This window comes from Mycobacterium sp. IDUB_5 (assembly GCF_055419565.1).
Window position 1 is genome coordinate 740284 of the sequence record NZ_JBVAXX010000001.1, and the last position, 15393, is coordinate 755676.

Annotated in this window: 15 protein-coding genes; 8 read left to right on the forward strand and 7 right to left on the reverse strand. The window is 69.2% G+C overall.

All coding sequences use genetic code 11. The features are described 5' to 3' along the window. Positions 1 to 8: 8 nt before the first annotated feature. The 5 genes from ACZY1G_RS03600 to ACZY1G_RS03620 form a co-directional block, all read right to left on the reverse strand. Positions 9 to 251 (reverse strand): anti-sigma factor family protein, encoded by a 243-nt coding sequence (locus ACZY1G_RS03600; protein ID WP_463813659.1) that lies wholly within the window; start codon positions 249 to 251, stop codon positions 9 to 11. Beyond that, complete coding sequence (locus ACZY1G_RS03605; protein WP_463821618.1) at positions 248 to 883, reverse strand: RNA polymerase sigma factor; 636 nt, start codon at positions 881 to 883, stop codon at positions 248 to 250. The genes ACZY1G_RS03600 and ACZY1G_RS03605 overlap by 4 nt, the downstream gene beginning before the upstream one ends. Positions 884 to 1043: 160 nt before the next feature. Beyond that, entirely contained in the window at positions 1044 to 1349 is a 306-nt protein-coding gene (locus ACZY1G_RS03610; RefSeq protein ID WP_463813661.1) for a hypothetical protein, read from the reverse strand. Next, entirely contained in the window at positions 1346 to 2023 is a 678-nt protein-coding gene (locus tag ACZY1G_RS03615; RefSeq protein ID WP_463813662.1) for an LpqN/LpqT family lipoprotein, read from the reverse strand. Before ACZY1G_RS03615 ends, ACZY1G_RS03610 begins: the two co-directional genes overlap by 4 nt. Before the next feature lies 1 nt (position 2024). Next, positions 2025 to 4055 (reverse strand): prolyl oligopeptidase family serine peptidase, encoded by a 2031-nt coding sequence (locus ACZY1G_RS03620; RefSeq protein ID WP_463821619.1) that lies wholly within the window; start codon positions 4053 to 4055, stop codon positions 2025 to 2027. Positions 4056 to 4148: 93 nt separating this feature from the next. Between ACZY1G_RS03620 and ACZY1G_RS03625 the strand changes: the two genes are divergently transcribed. Beyond that, positions 4149 to 5216, forward strand: a complete 1068-nt coding sequence (locus ACZY1G_RS03625) for a GGDEF domain-containing protein (RefSeq protein ID WP_463821620.1) — start codon at positions 4149 to 4151, stop codon at positions 5214 to 5216. Position 5217: 1 nt separating this feature from the next. Here the strand turns inward: ACZY1G_RS03625 and ACZY1G_RS03630 are convergent, their stop codons facing one another. Together ACZY1G_RS03630 and ACZY1G_RS03635 are read right to left on the reverse strand one after the other, a co-directional pair. Beyond that, positions 5218 to 7050, reverse strand: a complete 1833-nt coding sequence (locus ACZY1G_RS03630; RefSeq protein WP_463821621.1) for an NAD(P)-binding domain-containing protein — start codon at positions 7048 to 7050, stop codon at positions 5218 to 5220. 56 nt (positions 7051 to 7106) lie between these two features. Next, complete coding sequence (locus tag ACZY1G_RS03635) at positions 7107 to 8384, reverse strand: NAD(P)/FAD-dependent oxidoreductase (RefSeq protein ID WP_463813666.1); 1278 nt, start codon at positions 8382 to 8384, stop codon at positions 7107 to 7109. 93 nt (positions 8385 to 8477) lie between these two features. Here ACZY1G_RS03635 and ACZY1G_RS03640 point away from each other — a divergent pair, with 93 nt between their 5' ends. The 7 genes from ACZY1G_RS03640 to ACZY1G_RS03670 all read left to right on the forward strand — a co-directional run bounded on the left by ACZY1G_RS03640 (position 8478) and on the right by ACZY1G_RS03670 (position 15307). Then, positions 8478 to 9095, forward strand: coding sequence for a TetR/AcrR family transcriptional regulator (locus ACZY1G_RS03640; RefSeq protein WP_463813667.1), 618 nt, complete (start codon positions 8478 to 8480; stop codon positions 9093 to 9095). A gap of 59 nt (positions 9096 to 9154) precedes the next feature. Further along, a complete protein-coding gene (locus ACZY1G_RS03645; RefSeq protein ID WP_463821622.1) occupies positions 9155 to 10207 on the forward strand; it encodes a 2,3-butanediol dehydrogenase in 1053 nt (350 codons plus the stop codon). 1 nt (position 10208) lies between these two features. Continuing rightward, the gene (locus ACZY1G_RS03650; protein WP_463821623.1) at positions 10209 to 10988 is read left to right on the forward strand and encodes an acetoin reductase; all 780 of its coding nucleotides are present in this window, start codon (positions 10209 to 10211) and stop codon (positions 10986 to 10988) included. A gap of 23 nt (positions 10989 to 11011) precedes the next feature. Beyond that, positions 11012 to 12295, forward strand: a complete 1284-nt coding sequence (locus ACZY1G_RS03655; protein WP_463813670.1) for a GAF domain-containing protein — start codon at positions 11012 to 11014, stop codon at positions 12293 to 12295. A gap of 1 nt (position 12296) precedes the next feature. Further along, positions 12297 to 12782, forward strand: a complete 486-nt coding sequence (locus tag ACZY1G_RS03660) for a DUF779 domain-containing protein (RefSeq protein WP_463821624.1) — start codon at positions 12297 to 12299, stop codon at positions 12780 to 12782. Positions 12783 to 12857: 75 nt separating this feature from the next. Further along, positions 12858 to 14093, forward strand: a complete 1236-nt coding sequence (locus ACZY1G_RS03665) for an acyl-CoA dehydrogenase family protein (protein WP_463821625.1) — start codon at positions 12858 to 12860, stop codon at positions 14091 to 14093. Beyond that, positions 14093 to 15307, forward strand: a complete 1215-nt coding sequence (locus ACZY1G_RS03670; protein ID WP_463813673.1) for a GNAT family N-acetyltransferase — start codon at positions 14093 to 14095, stop codon at positions 15305 to 15307. The genes ACZY1G_RS03665 and ACZY1G_RS03670 overlap by 1 nt, the downstream gene beginning before the upstream one ends. Positions 15308 to 15393: the final 86 nt, after the last annotated feature.

Below are 15393 nucleotides of genomic sequence, written 5' to 3' on the forward strand. Positions count from 1 at the left end.
GAGCAGTTCTAGCGCCAGTCGCGGAAGGCGTCCAGCAATCGGTCACGCAACGGCGGGTCGACGCCGTCGTCGCAGAGGACGCTCAGGGTGCGCACCGTGGTGCGGAACTGCTGCAGGTAGGTCAGACAGCCGTCGCAGCCCGCGAGGTGCTGTTCGAATCGCGTCTGAGTGACGTCGTCGAGCGCGCCCTCGAAGTAGGCGGTGATCAAGTCGACGAGCTCGTAGCAGTCCATCGGTCCGTGCTGGCTCACGTCACGTCCCTCACGTAATCCTCGAGAACCTGCCGGATCGCCGTGCGCCCGCGGTGCAGCAGCACCCGCTGGTTGGCCAGCGTGATGCCGAGCAGCCGGCTCACCTCCGCGGAATCGACGTCGAGCACGTCGCGCAGCGTGACCACGAGCCGTTGCCGTTCGGGCAGCGTGTCGAGTGCCTCGCGGGTCAGGGCCAGCAACTCCGAACTCAGCACGGACCCCTCAGGTGATTCGGGGAACGGCACCGGTTCTTCGCCGTCGCGCCAATGGCCCGCCCAGCGGTCGTCGCTGTCGTGGAACCGTGCCGGGTGCACGGTGCCGCCGGTGTAGGCGGCGATCTGGGCGTCGGACTCCCGACGGTCCCGCATCCCGCGTTTCTTGGCGATGTTGATCAGCACCGTGAACAGCCATGTGCGCAAAGATGATCGACCCTCGAAGCTGTCGATGCCTTTGAGCAGCGCGATCCACGCCTCCTGCACGACGTCCTCGGCGACTTCCTTCGATGACACGTAGCCCTGCGCGATCCGCAGCATGGCGGGAGTGTGCTTGTCGACCAGCGCGGCGAACGTCGCCTCGTCGCGGGCTCGCAGCGCCGCGACGATGGCAGCCTCGTCCGCGGAAGTGGCGGTCATGTCCGCGAGATCGTAACTCACCTCGTCACACCGCGGCGCTTCGAAGCGCGTCAACCGACCCCTGCCGCGAGATGGCCGGCAAAGCATCATCTTTGATCACCGAAGCGCTCCCTTCGCACAGGTAGTGCCCGCCGGAGCCGCAGGCGTTACGCGTGGACTTTCATGGGCCGCCGTCGCGCATCGCCGGATCCGCCGACCGGACCCGGCCGCCGATCACGATGTTCGGCGTCCTGAAGTAGGCCCACCCCAGGGTCAGCACCGAGCCGGCGGCAGCCAGCGCCAGTGCACTCTGCAGGTCGGGAAGTCCGGAGAGGAACAGCACCACGATGCCAGCACCGGTGCCCGCCCAGTAGATGCGACGTTTGACCGCCCGGCGATCCAGGCGTGCGGTGTCCCAGCCGGGCGCGGCGATACCGGCCAGCACCAGCGCGGCGCCGACGATCAGCAGGATCTCCGGTGCCGTCACGGCAGCAGCAGCTGGAAGCCGTCGACGATCTCTCCTGAGTCGCGCACATAGGTGGGGTTCGTCGGATCGGTGGTCTGCACGGTCAGCGTCGCCAGGTACGTGGCCGACGGGCCCTGCGCGACGACGGCATGCATGATGATCGGCCGCTCCGGTGCCGGACCCATCGCCGGTGCGGTGTATGTCGTTGTTTCCGAAGGCAATCCGCAGGTGGTGTTGCTCTCGGTCTGCAGATCGAAGGCGCCCATCATCGTGGTCAGGTTGGACCGGTTCTGCTCGAAGACGGTGTCGGGATCGGCGCTGCCGCGCACCGACTCCAGGGTGACCACCGCATTGGGAGCGAACTGGTTGGCGATCAGATCCTGCGCCACGATCGCGAACCGGATGATCTCGTTGTCCATCATCGTGTTGCGTTCCCAGCCCTGCGGTTGGGGGACACGTAGCTGCGGCTCGCGAGGGTTCTTCTGCGGGATGTCGACCAGGGGTGCGGTGACGCTCGCGCATTGCGAGTCATCGACGCTGCCGCCCGGGGTGGTGCTGGGTGAGCTTCCGGTGGTGGGCGCGCGTCCGGCGGCCGTCACCGCCGTGCCCGTGATTTCCCGGCCGCAGCCGGTGAGCAGCCCCGGGATTGCCAAGGTCGCCAGCAGCACCGCACCGGCCGATCGGGCGATCGTCACGTCAGTTCCCTCCCAGGGTCTGTAACAAGAATTCGTAGATCATCGCGGCGCGGAACGCGATCTGCGGATTGTCCGCCGCGCCCGCGTGCCCACCCTCGGTGTTCTCGTAATACCGCACCGAGTGCCCGGCCGCCTCCAGCGCAGCGGTCATCTTCCGCGCGTGGCCGGGATGCACGCGGTCATCGCGCGTCGAGGTGGTGATCAGCACCGGCGGATAGCGGCGCTGCGCCGAGATGTTCTGATAGGGGGAGTATTTCGAGATGAACTCCCAGTCGTCCGGATCATCCGGATCGCCGTACTCAGCCACCCAGGAAGCGCCTGCGAGCAGCAGGTGGAACCGCTTCATGTCGAGTAGTGGCACGCTGCACACCAGCGCGCCGAACAGCTCCGGGTACTGCGTGAGCATGATGCCCATCAACAGCCCGCCGTTGCTGCCGCCCTGGGCGCCCAGCTGATCCACCGTGGTGATGCCGCGGGTGACGAGATCTCTTGCCACGGCGGCGAAGTCCTCGGCGACGAGATGGCGGCCCTCACGCATTGCCTGGGTGTGCCACGTCGGCCCGTACTCACCTCCGCCGCGGATGTTGGCCAGCACGTAGGTGCCACCCCGGGAGAGCCACAGTCTGCCCAGCACGCCGTCGTAGTACGGGGTGCGGGCCACCTCGAAACCGCCGTAGCCGCCGAGCAGCGTCGGCCCCGTGCTCTGCGTGTGACGGTGCCCCACCACGAAGTACGGCACCGCGGTGCCGTCGTCGGACGGCGCGAAGTACTGCTGCACCTCGAGGTCGGCCGCGTCGAAGAACGACGGCGCCCGCTTGATCTCGGTGAGGGCACCGCCCGCCGACCCGTAGAGCAACCGCGACGGTGTGATGAAATCCGAACAGTCGCAGAAGATCTCGTCACCGTGATGGTCGACGCCGACCAGTGACACGGTGGTGTTGTCCGGCAGTCCGGCCACCGGCTCGCTGGTCCACGAACCGGGTGTCACCACCTCGACGTGGCTGGCGACGTCGGCGAGCGTGACGAGCACCAGCCGGTCCCGGGTCCAGCCGTAGTGGTGCAGGCTGGTGTGCCGGTCCGGGGTGAACACGCGGGTCAACTCGGCACTACCGGAGAGGAATTGGTCGTAGTCGGCGGCCAACAGCGAACCGGCGGGATAATGCTGGGTGCCCGTTCCGTAACTGTAGTGCCAGTCGCTGCGCAGCTCGATCAACAGCCAGCTGCGGTGGATCGAGATGCTGGCGTCGGTCGGGGTGTCGATGCGGATCAACTCGGCACCGCGCAGCTCGTAGACCTCCTCGTTGAAGAAGTCGAGCGCGCGGCTGATCAACGTGCGTTCGAAGCCCGGGGTGCGATCCACCGACGCCGCGACCAGTACATCGGCCGGGTCGCCCGCGAAGATCGTCTCGGCCTCCTCGAGTGGCGTGCCGCGCGACCAGCGTTTCACCACCCGCGGATAGCCCGACTCGGTGAGCGACCCGTCGCCGAAGTCGGTGCCGACCAGCAGGGTGTCCTCGTCGACCCAGCTGCTCTGCGACTTGGCTTCGGCCAATTCGAATCCGCCGTCGACGAACGAGCGCGTCGCCATGTCGAACTCCCGAACCACCGCCGCGTCCGACCCGCCCCGGGAGAGGCTGACCAGGGCGCGCCCGTGATCGGGTTCGATGACGTCGGCACTCGCCCACACCCAGTTCTGTCCGTCGGTGCGGGCGAGCTCGTCGACGTCGATGACGACGTCCCACTCCGGGGTTTCCGACCGGTAGCTCTCGAGCGTGGTGCGGCGCCACAGACCTTTCGGATTCGTCGCGTCGCGCCAGAAGTTGTAGAGATACTCGCCGCGCCGGCGCACGTAGGGGATCCGGGTGTCGGTGTCGAGGACATCGAGGGCGTCGGCGCGCATCTGCTCGAAGCGTTCGCCACTGAGCTCGGCGATGGTCGGATCGTTGTGCGCACGCACCCAGGCGAGCGCGTCGTCGCCGGTGATCTCCTCGAGCCAGAGGAACGGATCGTCCGTCTGCGGGGGATTGGTCACGCCCCCATTCTGCGCACCTGCGTCGACGACGTTCGAATCGGTCGCGGCAACCGGCGTGCTCGGTACTATCGCCCCAGGTGAGAATCGGGGGCGGTGGTGGACCACATCCGACAGTGGTGGCGACAGCCCGACCGCTACGAGTGGCTGACGGGCTACCTCGCGTCGCGGCGGCTGTTGAGTGTCTCCTCGTCGATGATGGCCACGATCATGGCGGTGCTCGCCGTCGCCGTCGCGTTGACGACGATCAGTCCCGCCGGTCCGCACGGGGCCGCGCGCGGAATGGTGCTGGTGGCCGCCGCGGGATTCGCCGCAATCGCCATCGCCTACGCCCGGCGGTGGCCCACCCGACGCCAGTCGGCGGTGTACTCGGTGAGCGGCAGCGCCGCACTGGCTGTCGTCGCGCTGGCCCAGTCCGACCCGCACGCCGGGCTGCTGACCTGCTGGGCCTTCGTCGGGTTGGCGGCCTACGTGGCCTCGGCGCACAGCCCCCGCCTGCTCGTCGTCAGCGTCGGCGTCGCGCTCGGAACGGCCCTCATCTGTGCGGTGCGGATGGCGGTGGCTGGTGACGCGGCCCTCGGGGTGGCCACCCTGCTGATGTCCATCGGCGGGTTGCTGACGGTCCCTTTTGGCGGCCAGATCCTGACGCGGCTGCTGTGGAACGACGCCGTGTCGACCGATCCTTTGACCGGGCTGACCAATCGCCGGGGGTTCCGGCGGTCGGCGCGCGCCATGATCGCCGACGCGGCCCGCCGCGGCTCGGGCAGTTTCAGCGTGGTGATGATCGACCTGGACGGGTTCAAGCGCCTCAACGACACACTGGGCCACGCGATCGGTGACCGGGTCCTCGTCGACGTGGCCGGCAGACTGCGCGCCGCGTGCGGATCGGGCGCCCTCCCGGCCCGCGTGGGCGGTGAGGAATTCGTGGTCGCCCAGGCCTGCCCGCCCGGCGAGATGGACCTGCTGGCTCGGCGGTTGTGTTCGGCGATCGCGTCGAACCCGTGGCATGTGACCGCGAGCCTGGGTGTCGCCGGACTCGCGGTAGGCGACCCGGCCGCCGACACCCGCACGGTGATCGAGCGGGTCATCGCCGCCGCCGACATGGCCATGTACGAGGCGAAACGGGCCGGCGGCAACCAGATCCGGCAGTCCGACGCCGCCTGACTCAGCTCAGGTGGTGCACCTCCTGCAGTCCGTACACCGGGGTGTGCATGCCCTCGTAGCGGGCCTTGAGCTGCAGCGCCAAATACAGCGAATAGTGCCGTGACTGGTGCAGATTCCCGCCGTGGAACCACAGGTTGGGCTGCTGCGTGGGCTTCCACATGTTGCGCTGCTCGCCCTCCCACGGCCCGGGATCCTTCGGGGTGTCGCTGCCCAGACCCCACACCTTGCCGACCTTGTCGGCGACGTCCTGGCCGATCAGATCCGCCGCCCAGCCGTTCATCGAGCCGTATCCCGTCGCGTAGACCACCACGTCGGCGGGCAGCTCGGTGCCATCGGCGAGCAGCACCGAGTTCTCGGTCAGGCGGTCGACCTGGCCGTGGGCGAGCTTGATCCGACCGTCGGCGACCATGTCGCAGGCGCCGACGTCGATGTAGTAGCCCGACCCGCGGCGCAGGTACTTCATGAACAGCCCGGAACCGTCAGCGCCCCAATCCAATTCGAAGCCGGCGGCCGCCAGGCGGTCGTAGAACTCCTTGTCGCGCTCCCGCATCTGGTCGTACAGCGGGATCTGGAATTCGTGCATGATCCGGTACGGCAGTGAAGCGAACGTCAGGTCGGCCTTCTCGGTCGTCATGCCCGCGGCCAGCGCCCGCTCCGAGTACAGGTCGCCCAGGCCGATGTCCATCAGGGTGTCGGATTTGACGATGTGGGTGGAGGACCGCTGCACCATCGTCACGTCGACGCCGTTCTCGTAGAGCGCCTTGCAGATGTCGTGAGCGGAGTTGTTCGACCCGATCACGACAGCCTTCTTGCCTGCGTAGGAGTCCGGGCCGGGGTGCTGCGACGAGTGGTGTTGCTCGCCGCGGAAGACGTCCTGCCCGGACAAGGTCGGCACGTAGGGTTTGCCGGACATGCCGGTCGCCAGCACCAGCTGGGTCGGGTGCAGCGTGAGGCGTTCGCCGTCGCGGTCCACCTCCACGGTCCACTTCTGGGAGTCCTCGTCGAACGCCGCGGACAGGCACGTCGTCTTCGACCAGTACGGCACCTCCATCACGCGGGTGTAGAACTCCAGCCAATCGCCGATCTTGTCCTTGGGCGCGAACACCGGCCAGTTCTGCGGGAACGGCAGGTAGGGCAGGTGGTCGTACCAGACCGGATCGTGCAGGCACAGCGACTTGTAGCGCTTGCGCCACTGGTCGCCGGGCCGCTCGTGCTTATCCACCACGATCGCGGGCACCCCGAGCTGGCGCAGGCGCGCGCCCAGCGCGATGCCGCCCTGCCCGCCGCCGATGACCAGCGTGTAGGGCTGGATGGTGCGGCCCAGCTCGGCGTCTTCAGCGGCCTTCTTCTCCGCCCACGACCGCGGGTCCGGGTCGTCGCCGTGCACGGCGCCCATGACGCGGCTGGCGCCCTTGCGCTCCTCGTGGCCCTTGAGCTCCTGCAGCGCGGTGAGCAGCGTCCAGGCCTGGTCGGTGCCGTCGTCGCTCTTGATCCTCAAGTGCCCGGTCCCGCGGCCCGCGGCCGTCTCGAACTCGATGAACGCGGAGACGACGTCGCCATCCTGGGTCGGTTCCTCCCGGGTGCTGAACCCCGACGGGTCGGTCTCGGCGAGCCGGGCGGTCAGCATGTCGGTGATCTGGTCACGGCCCTCGAGCGTCTTGAGGTTCCAGGTGAAGGAGACCAGGTCACGCCAGAAGCTGTCGACGGCGAACATGGCCGCGACGCGCTCGATGTCACGGACGGCCAGCGCCGCCTCGAAGTCGGCCAGCCAAGCGTCGACGCGCTGCGCAGGGGTGAGCTGTGTTGTGGTTTGCGGGTCGAGAGTGGAAGTCATGTGAGCCAGACCACACTGTGTTGGGCGGGGCTGACAAGAGTTGCGAAGCGTTGCAACTAACCCGGCGGCGTCCGCCGGGTGGAACGGGCGCGGCGCACCTCAGTACGGACCGTGGCCAAGACCTCGCGCGTCGTCTCGCAGGGCCGCTTGCGCATCGCGCGGGCCGTGGCGATCACGACGCGGCGCGGTGTGAGGAGCCGTTTCGGTGCGATCTCGTGGTTGAGCACCTGCATCAGGGTGCGGCGGGCGTCTGCATTGCCGGCGATGTCGCGCAGCACTTCGGTGAGCACTGCGGGGGGCGCGCCGGGCGCGCCCATGTCGGTGGCGAACCAGTGCATGGCGTACGCATCGCGGTCGCGCCACTGCCACCAGCGACGGGTGGCGGCGTCGATCAGACGCCCGTCGGTGAGGTCGGTCGGCAGGACGTCGGCGAGACGTTCGGCTTGGCACAACGCGTCCGCGATGCCCTGACCGGGGGTGAAGTCCTTGAAGTGGCCGGCGTCGCCGACCAGAACCCAGCCGGGGCCCGCCGACTGCCGGAAGTAGCCGTGCCACTTCGCCATCACCCGCAGCGGACCGGTGCGACGAGCGCCGGCCAGCAGTTCGGCGAGCTCGGGCCAGTCCGTGATCGCGGCGTCGAAGACCTGTGCACGGTCGATGTCGCTCTTGGCTCCGGTGGCGACGCACACCATGTACAAACCGCCGTCGGTGGGGCTGGCCAGGTAGCCGTTCTCGCCGATCCGCGCGATCCGGATGCGGTCCTCGGGGTCCTCGACTCCGTCGAAGTAACCCCAGATCGGCAATCTTCCCATCGGAGTCGTCGAATACTCCTGTGCACCAACACTTTTAGCAACCGTCGAATGGCGTCCATCGGCGCCCACCACGAGCCGTGCGCGGATCGGGCCCTGGTCGGTGCGGACCCCGACTGCCCTGTGCGCGGCGGTGATCACGCCGGTCACCTTCACGCCGGTGCGCACCTCGGCGCCTGCCCCCGCTGCGGTGTCGAGCAGTGCGGCATCCAACGTCACGCGGCGAACGCAGAGTCCCGGCAGCGGGAAGTGCGCGCGGTCGAACTCGTCGTTGATGTGGACGTCGTCGCTGACCATCGAGAACCGGGTGATCCGCGCTGCACCGGCTGCGAGGACGGCGTCCAGTGCGCCGAGCCGCTGCAGCGCAGCCGCCCCGCGCGGTTGGATGACGTGGGTCGACGGGGTCTCGGACGGAAAATGCGCCTTGTCCAATACGCAGACCCGTAGTCCCCGGCGTGCCAACGTGGCCGCCAGCGGAGAGCCGGCGCACCGCGCGCCGACGATGACGACGTCGTAGGTGTCCATTGGCTGCTCCCTGGTCGGTGAGAACTTACCACTGGCCAGTTTGCCTTAGTCCGGTGATCTTATCAATGGTCAGATATGCGCTACGCTCGCCCGATGGCGACGAGTACGGGCTCTTATCACCACGGTCACCTGCGCGAAGCCTCGATCACCGCGGCTGTCGCCGAGGTGGAGCGGGTCGGCGCTGCCGGCGTCAGCATGCGGGCCATCGCCCGGGCGGCCGGGGTGACCCACGCGGCGCTGGCCTACCAGTTCGGAGACAAGGCGGGCTTGTTCACCGCCGTCGCGACCGAGGGGTTCCGCCTGGCCCGTGCTGCGATCGGCGCCGCTGCCGCGGGGTCGGACGGATTCTTCGCCGGCGGCGCGGCCTATGTCCTGTTCGCGCTCACGCATCCCGGTCACTACGAGGTGATGTTCCGGCCGGATCTCCACCGCGCCGACGACCCCGAGCTCCGGCAAGCGCGCGACGCGGCTTTCGAGCTTCTCTACGAGACGGCACGCTCCAGTGCGGGCGCCTCGCAGATCGACGATGTCACCGGGGTGGTGGTCGCGGGATGGGCGCTCTCGCACGGATTGGCCACCCTGTGGCGTACCGGCAATCTTCGCGGGCGTTTGCCCAGCGATCCCGGCCAGGTCGGGATGCAGATGGCGCGGGGCATCGTGGCGCTGGGCGAGATGGCCCGCCGCCACCTCGAGTCAGTTCACGAGGCCTGACAGCGCTGCAACCCCCTGCAACTCTTTCGCGTGTGGTCGCGGTCACATAGACATGCGACATGAAAGCAGCTGTGTACTACGGCCCGAACAAGCTCGAGATCGACGACGTCGCCGAACCCGACGTCCGCCCCGGCACCGTCAAGCTGCAGGTCGGCTTCAACGGCATGTGCGGCACCGATCTGCACGAGTACTACGCCGGCCCCATCTTCGTGCCGACTTCGCCGCACCCGCTGACCGGCGCGCAGCTGCCACTCACGATGGGTCACGAGTTCTCCGGCACCATCACCGCCGTCGGCGACGGCGTCACCGGGTGGAACGAAGGCGACCGCGTCGCCGTCGAACCGATCTACAAATGCGACCAGTGCGGGCCGTGTCGCGCCGGCAACTACAACGTCTGTCAGCAGATCGGCTTCCACGGACTCATGTCCGACGGCGGCATGGCCGAGTCCACGGTGGTGCCGACATCGATGCTGCACCGGCTGCCCGACAGCGTCTCGCTGGAGCTGGGCGCACTCGTCGAACCCATGTCGGTCGCCTATCACGCCGCCACCCTCGGTGACGTCAAAGACGGTGACACCGCGATGGTGTTCGGCGCCGGACCGATCGGCATCGGACTGTGGTTCGCGTTGCGCGGCAAGGGACTCGAGGACGTGTTCGTCGTCGAGCCGTCTCCCACCCGGCGTGCGGCCATCGAGGCGCTCGGCGCGCGGACACTCGACCCGACCGCCACCGACGTGCCCGCGTACATCGCCGACCACACCTCCGGCGCCGGTGCCGACGCGGTGTTCGACGCGGCGGGGGTGGCGCCTGCGGTGAGCACCGCACTGGCGTGCGTCGGCTCCCGGCGGCCGATGATCAGTGTGGCGATCTACGAAAAGCCCCTCGAGACACCGCTTCTCAACCTGGTGATGAACGAGTCCCGCATCCAGGGTTCGCTCTGCTACACCGGGGCGGACTTCGAAGCGGTGATTGCGCTGATGGCCGACGGCCGGTACGACACCACCGGCTGGGTGACCCGCATCCCGCTCGACGACGTCGTGGACGAGGGCTTCGAAGCGTTGCACGCCGGCACCAAAATGAAGGTTCTGGTCGATCCGAACGGAGCGAATTGACATGTCTCTCAACGGAAAGGTCGCACTGGTCACCGGAGCCGGCCGCGGCATCGGCCGAGGAATCGCGCTGAGGCTGGCACGCGACGGCGCCGACGTGGCGCTGGTCGACGTGACGGCCGACGGCATCGCGACGGTCGCCGATGAAATCGCCGAGATCGGTTCCAAAGCAAGCACATTCGTCGCAGACGTCAGCGATCGCGACCAGGTGTTCGCGGCCGTCGATCACACGGCGAGTGCGCTCGGCGGCCTGGACATCATGGTCAACAACGCCGGCATCGCACTGGTCGGACCGATCACCGACGTCACGCCTGAGGAGCTGAAGAAGCTCTGGGCCATCAACGTCGACGGCGTGCTGTGGGGTATCCAAGCCGCGGTGGCGCACTTCACCGGCGCCAAGAAGCCGGGCAAGATCATCAACGCCTCGTCGATCGCCGGCCACGACGGCTTCGCGATGCTCGGGCCCTACAGCGCCACGAAGTTCGCCGTCCGCGCGCTGACCCAGGCCGCGGCCAAGGAGCACGCCGCCGACGGCATCACCGTCAACGCGTACTGCCCCGGGGTGGTCGGCACCGACATGTGGGTCGAGATCGACAAGCGCTTCGCCGAACTGACCGGCGCCGCCGAGGGCGAGACCTACGACAAATTCGTCGGCGGCATCGCGCTCGGGCGCGCCGAAACCCCCGACGACGTCGCCGGTTTCGTGTCCTATCTCGCCGGCCCCGACGCCGACTACATGACCGGCCAGGCCGGGCTGATCGACGGCGGCCTGGTCTACCGCTGAGATGGAGAGCACAATCGCAGGTGATGCAGTCCGTGCCTGAACCCGCCGTCGCCGTCGGGGAGGATCCGCGCAGCTATGCGCGGCTGATGTCGGCTGTCTACGACGCGACGATGGCCGGGCATCGCGCACCTGCCCGTCCCCGCGAGGTCATCGGCGACTCGTGGCAGCGCCTGCTGGCCAGCGGTGTCGAACCCAGCGACACCCCGGTGGTCGAAACCGGCGGCCTGGAGGCACTGCGCCGCGCGTCGGGCCTGATGGAGGTGCTCGGCGAGATCTCCCACGGGCTGGAGTCGCTGGTCGCCGACGGCGAGAACATCCTCGTCGTCGCCGACGCGACCGGGCGGGTGCTGTGGCGCTCGGGATCACCGTCGGTGCTCAGCAACGCCGACCGGCTCGGCTTCGTCGAGGGCGCGCACTGGGGCGAAGGTGCCGTGGGCACCAACGCGATCGGCACCGCGCTGGCCGCGCAGCGCGCCGTCCAGGTGTTCTCCGCCGAACATTTCCTGCGCAGCCACCACGCGTGGACGTGCGCCGGTGCCCCGATCCGGGACCCGCGGACCGGTCAGGTGCTCGGTGTCGTCGATGTCTCCGGGCCGGCGGCCACCGTCCACCCGACCACGATCGCGCTCGTCGACGCCGTCGCCCGGCTCGCCGAATCGCACCTGCGCTCCGAGCATGACCGCACGCTGAACCGCCTGCGCTCGGTGGCCGCGCCGATCCTCGCCCGCATGGGCACGCCGGCACTGGCCGTGGACACCGAGGGCTGGGTGGCCGCGGTCGACGCGATGCCGCTGCACAACCGCATCCTGCTGCCGGACCAGATGGGGCCGGGCCGGGTGTGGCTGGCGACGCTGGGACTCTGCGCGGTCGAGCCCCTGCCCGGCGGGTGGCTGGTGCGGCTGGCCGACAACGACGACGACGCGACGGCCGCCCAGGTGTCGCAGGTGACACTGGACTTCGCCGATCCGGACAAACCGGCGCTGCGGCTGGTGGGGGAGTTCGGCAGCTGGCGCCACGACCTGTCGCTGCGGCACGCAGAGATCCTGTGCGCGCTGGCGCACTCGCCGCAGGGGCGCACGGCGCCGGAACTCGCCGAGGACCTCTACGGCGACCGCACCCGCGTGGTCACGGTGCGAGCCGAGATGTCGCGGCTGCGCAAGCAGTTCTCGGGGTTGCTCGCCGCGCAGCCCTACCGCTTCGCGTCGTCGGTCGGGCTGACGGTCCGCTATCCGACGGACCGGCGGACGTTGCTGCCGCCGTCGACCGCGCCGGCCATCCGGGCCGCGCGACTGGGGAAAGATGGTTAGCGTGCCCGCACCGAATCGAGCCCTCATCACCGCCGCTGCGGCTGACCTGCTGCGGACCCTGCAGGAACGCCACGGCGCGTTGATGTTTCACCAATCCGGCGGCTGCTGCGACGGGTCGTCGCCGATGTGCTACCCCGACGGCGACTTCGTCGTCGGTGACCGCGACGTGCTGCTGGCGATCTTCGACGTCGGTGACGGCGTGCCGGTGTGGATCTCCGGCCCGCAGTTCGACGCGTGGAAACACACCCAGCTGGTGATCGACGTGGTGCCCGGCCGGGGCGGCGGGTTCAGCCTCGAAGCACCCGAGGGGATGCGGTTCCTGACGCGCGGCCGCGCGTTCACCGACGACGAGCTGTCGGCGCTCGCGGACGAGCCGCTGGTCACCGGGGCGGCCTACGAGCGTGGCGAACGGCCCGCGGCTTCTGTCTCGACGGGCACGCACATCGTGGCCGAAGCTGCCGACGCCTGCCCGGTGCCGTTGCGCTAGAGGGTCCGGGTCGAAATCCGATCGCGTGGATTCTGAGTACTGACGAGGACTCCGGTCTGCGGCACTGTCGACGACATGTCCGATCACGGCACCTATCTGCAGCACCCCACGGCCGACACCGGCGCGTTGCGGGCGCAGTTCCGCCCCGTCCTCGACAAGATCGCCGAAGACTCCGTCGCCAGGGAACGGCACCGGGTCTTCCCCCACGAGCAGGTGGGGTGGCTCAAGGAAGCGGCATTCGGCACGCTGCGCATCCCCGTCGACCGCGGTGGTTTCGGCGCCTCTCTGGAGCAGACGTTCCTGCTGCTCGCCGACCTCGGCGAGGCTGACGCGAACGTCGCGCACATCTGGCGCAATCACCTGGCGTTCGTGGAGGACCGCCTCAACGCGGCCGTGTCACCCGGCAACGACATCTGGCTGCGCCGCTTCCTCGCGGGCGAGTTCGTCGGAGGAGGATGGACCGAGGCGAACAACGTCACACTGGCGAACATGACCAGCACCGTGACCGCCGCCGATGGCCACTTCGTCGTCAACGGCGAGAAGTATTACGCCACAGGCAGTCTCTACGCCGACTGGCTCGACGTGATAGGCCGCGACGAGGACGGCGAACTGCGGACTGCGCTCGTGCGCGCCACCGACGAGGGCGTCACGCTGGTCGACGACTGGCGCGGCTTCGGCCAGCGCACCACCGCGAGCGGCTCGGCCCGCTACACGGACGTGCCCGCTGCGATCGGCGACGTCTTCCCCGCCACCGAGCGATTCGGGTACCAGGCGCATTTCTACCAGATCGCGATGCTGGCCGTGCTGACCGGCATCACCCGCGCCGCGCGGCGCGACGGAACGGCCGCGCTGATCGCCCGCCGCCGCAACTACCCGCAGGGCTTGACCGAATCACCCTCTGCCGACGCGCAATTGCTCGCAATTCTCGGCGAGGTGTCGGCCGACGGCTTCGGCGCGGAGGCGGCCCTCGGTGCGGCGGCGCGGTCGCTCGACGACGTGGTCGCCGGACGCATAGTCGGCGCCGACCACGACCACCACCAGCGGCTGATCGACGCCGAGGTCGCCGTCACCCAGGCTCAGCTCGTCATCATCGACGCCGCGCTGCGCGCCACCACCCGGGTCTTCGACGCGCTCGGGGCATCGGGGGTCTCCGAGGAACTCGCCCTGGACCGGCACTGGCGCAACGCCCGCACGCTCGCGTCCCACAACCCGCGGGTGTACAAGGCGCGCATCCTCGGCGACTGGTTCGTCAACGGCACCGAACCGCTGTCGAACATCGCTGCCCTCGGCCGCGGCGGGCAGGGCAACTGATGGGCATCGACGTCCGTGTGCTCGACGGCGAGGACGACCTGTTGGCCGCCGCCAACCTGTTCCGCGAGGCCATGATCGGCTTCCCGCCACTGACCGGTCTCGCACCGGGAGAGATCAGCACCCTGCTCGAGCCCGGGCGGACACTGGGTGCTTTCCTCGACGGCGATCTGGTGGGTACCGCCGACTCGACCACCAACACCCTGACCGTGCCCGGGGGCGCCCGCATCGGACACGGCGCGGTCACCCACGTCGGAGTCGCGGCGTCGGCCACCCGTCGCGGCGTCGCCACCGCGCTGCTGACCCACCAGCTGCACGACATCCGCGGCCGCGGCGAGGCTGTGGCCTCCCTGCGAGCGTCTGAGGCCACCATCTACGAGCGGTTCGGGTACGGGGTGGCCACGACGTCGCAGTCCGTCGAGGTGTCGACGCAGCGCGCAACGGTCCGTGCCGGGGTCGCGCACGGTGGTTCCGTCCGATTACTCCGTCCCGAGGAGGTCTGGTCGGTTCCGGCGCAGATCGCCGAGCGGCACCGGCCGGAGCGCGCCGGCACGATCGACCGCACCCCGCTGTGGTGGAACGGAGCGCGCCGCCACGGCGCGCCGGCCGGGCCCGCCTACGTGGCCGTGCACGGAAACCAAGGGGCCGAAGACGGATTCGCCCGCTACCACCCGATCGGGACCGACAACTGGTTCGTCTCCGACGATCACGCGATCGTCGTCACCGACCTCTTCGCCCCGACGCCCGAGGCGTACGCCGGGCTGATCCAGTTCCTGCTCGGGCTCGACCTCGTCGACCGGATCGTCTTCGCCTCGTTGCCACTCGACGATCCGCTGCACTGGCTGCTCACCGACCGCCGCGCCGTGCGTGTGACCGGCACCCGCGACGAGACGTGGCTGCGCGTGGTCGACGCCCACGCCGCTCTGGCGGCACGGTCCTTTCGGCGTGCAGGCTTCGTCGTCGTCGGCGTGGAAGACGCTGTGCTGCCCGACAACTCGCAGGTACTGCGCATCTCGGCGACCGGCGTGGAACCGGTCTCCTCGGCGCCGCAGCTCGTTCTCGGGCCCGCCGCGCTGGGTGCGCTCCTGCTGGGCGGCACCCGCTGGGAGACGCTCGCCCAGACCGGTCTCGTGACCGTCAAGGACGAGGCGGCGATCGCCGTCGCCGACGACCTCTTCGCCACCGGCGAGGCCCCGTACGCCGGCATCTACTTCTGAGCTCACCCGCGCGACACGGGGTAGCGTGAAGTCCGACAGCGCCTAGGGTTCCGGTGCCGGCCGGCACGACTGGTCCGAGCGGCGCC

Coding starts and splice junctions, on each gene's coding strand:
- ACZY1G_RS03605 (WP_463821618.1), bottom strand. CDS start 883: ATGACCGCCACTTCCGCGGACGAGGCTGCCATCGTCGCGGCGCTGCGA.
- ACZY1G_RS03630 (WP_463821621.1), bottom strand. CDS start 7,050: ATGACTTCCACTCTCGACCCGCAAACCACAACACAGCTCACCCCTGCG.
- ACZY1G_RS03635 (WP_463813666.1), bottom strand. CDS start 8,384: ATGGACACCTACGACGTCGTCATCGTCGGCGCGCGGTGCGCCGGCTCT.
- ACZY1G_RS03640 (WP_463813667.1), top strand. CDS start 8,478: ATGGCGACGAGTACGGGCTCTTATCACCACGGTCACCTGCGCGAAGCC.
- ACZY1G_RS03645 (WP_463821622.1), top strand. CDS start 9,155: ATGAAAGCAGCTGTGTACTACGGCCCGAACAAGCTCGAGATCGACGAC.
- ACZY1G_RS03650 (WP_463821623.1), top strand. CDS start 10,209: ATGTCTCTCAACGGAAAGGTCGCACTGGTCACCGGAGCCGGCCGCGGC.
- ACZY1G_RS03655 (WP_463813670.1), top strand. CDS start 11,012: ATGCAGTCCGTGCCTGAACCCGCCGTCGCCGTCGGGGAGGATCCGCGC.
- ACZY1G_RS03665 (WP_463821625.1), top strand. CDS start 12,858: ATGTCCGATCACGGCACCTATCTGCAGCACCCCACGGCCGACACCGGC.
- ACZY1G_RS03670 (WP_463813673.1), top strand. CDS start 14,093: ATGGGCATCGACGTCCGTGTGCTCGACGGCGAGGACGACCTGTTGGCC.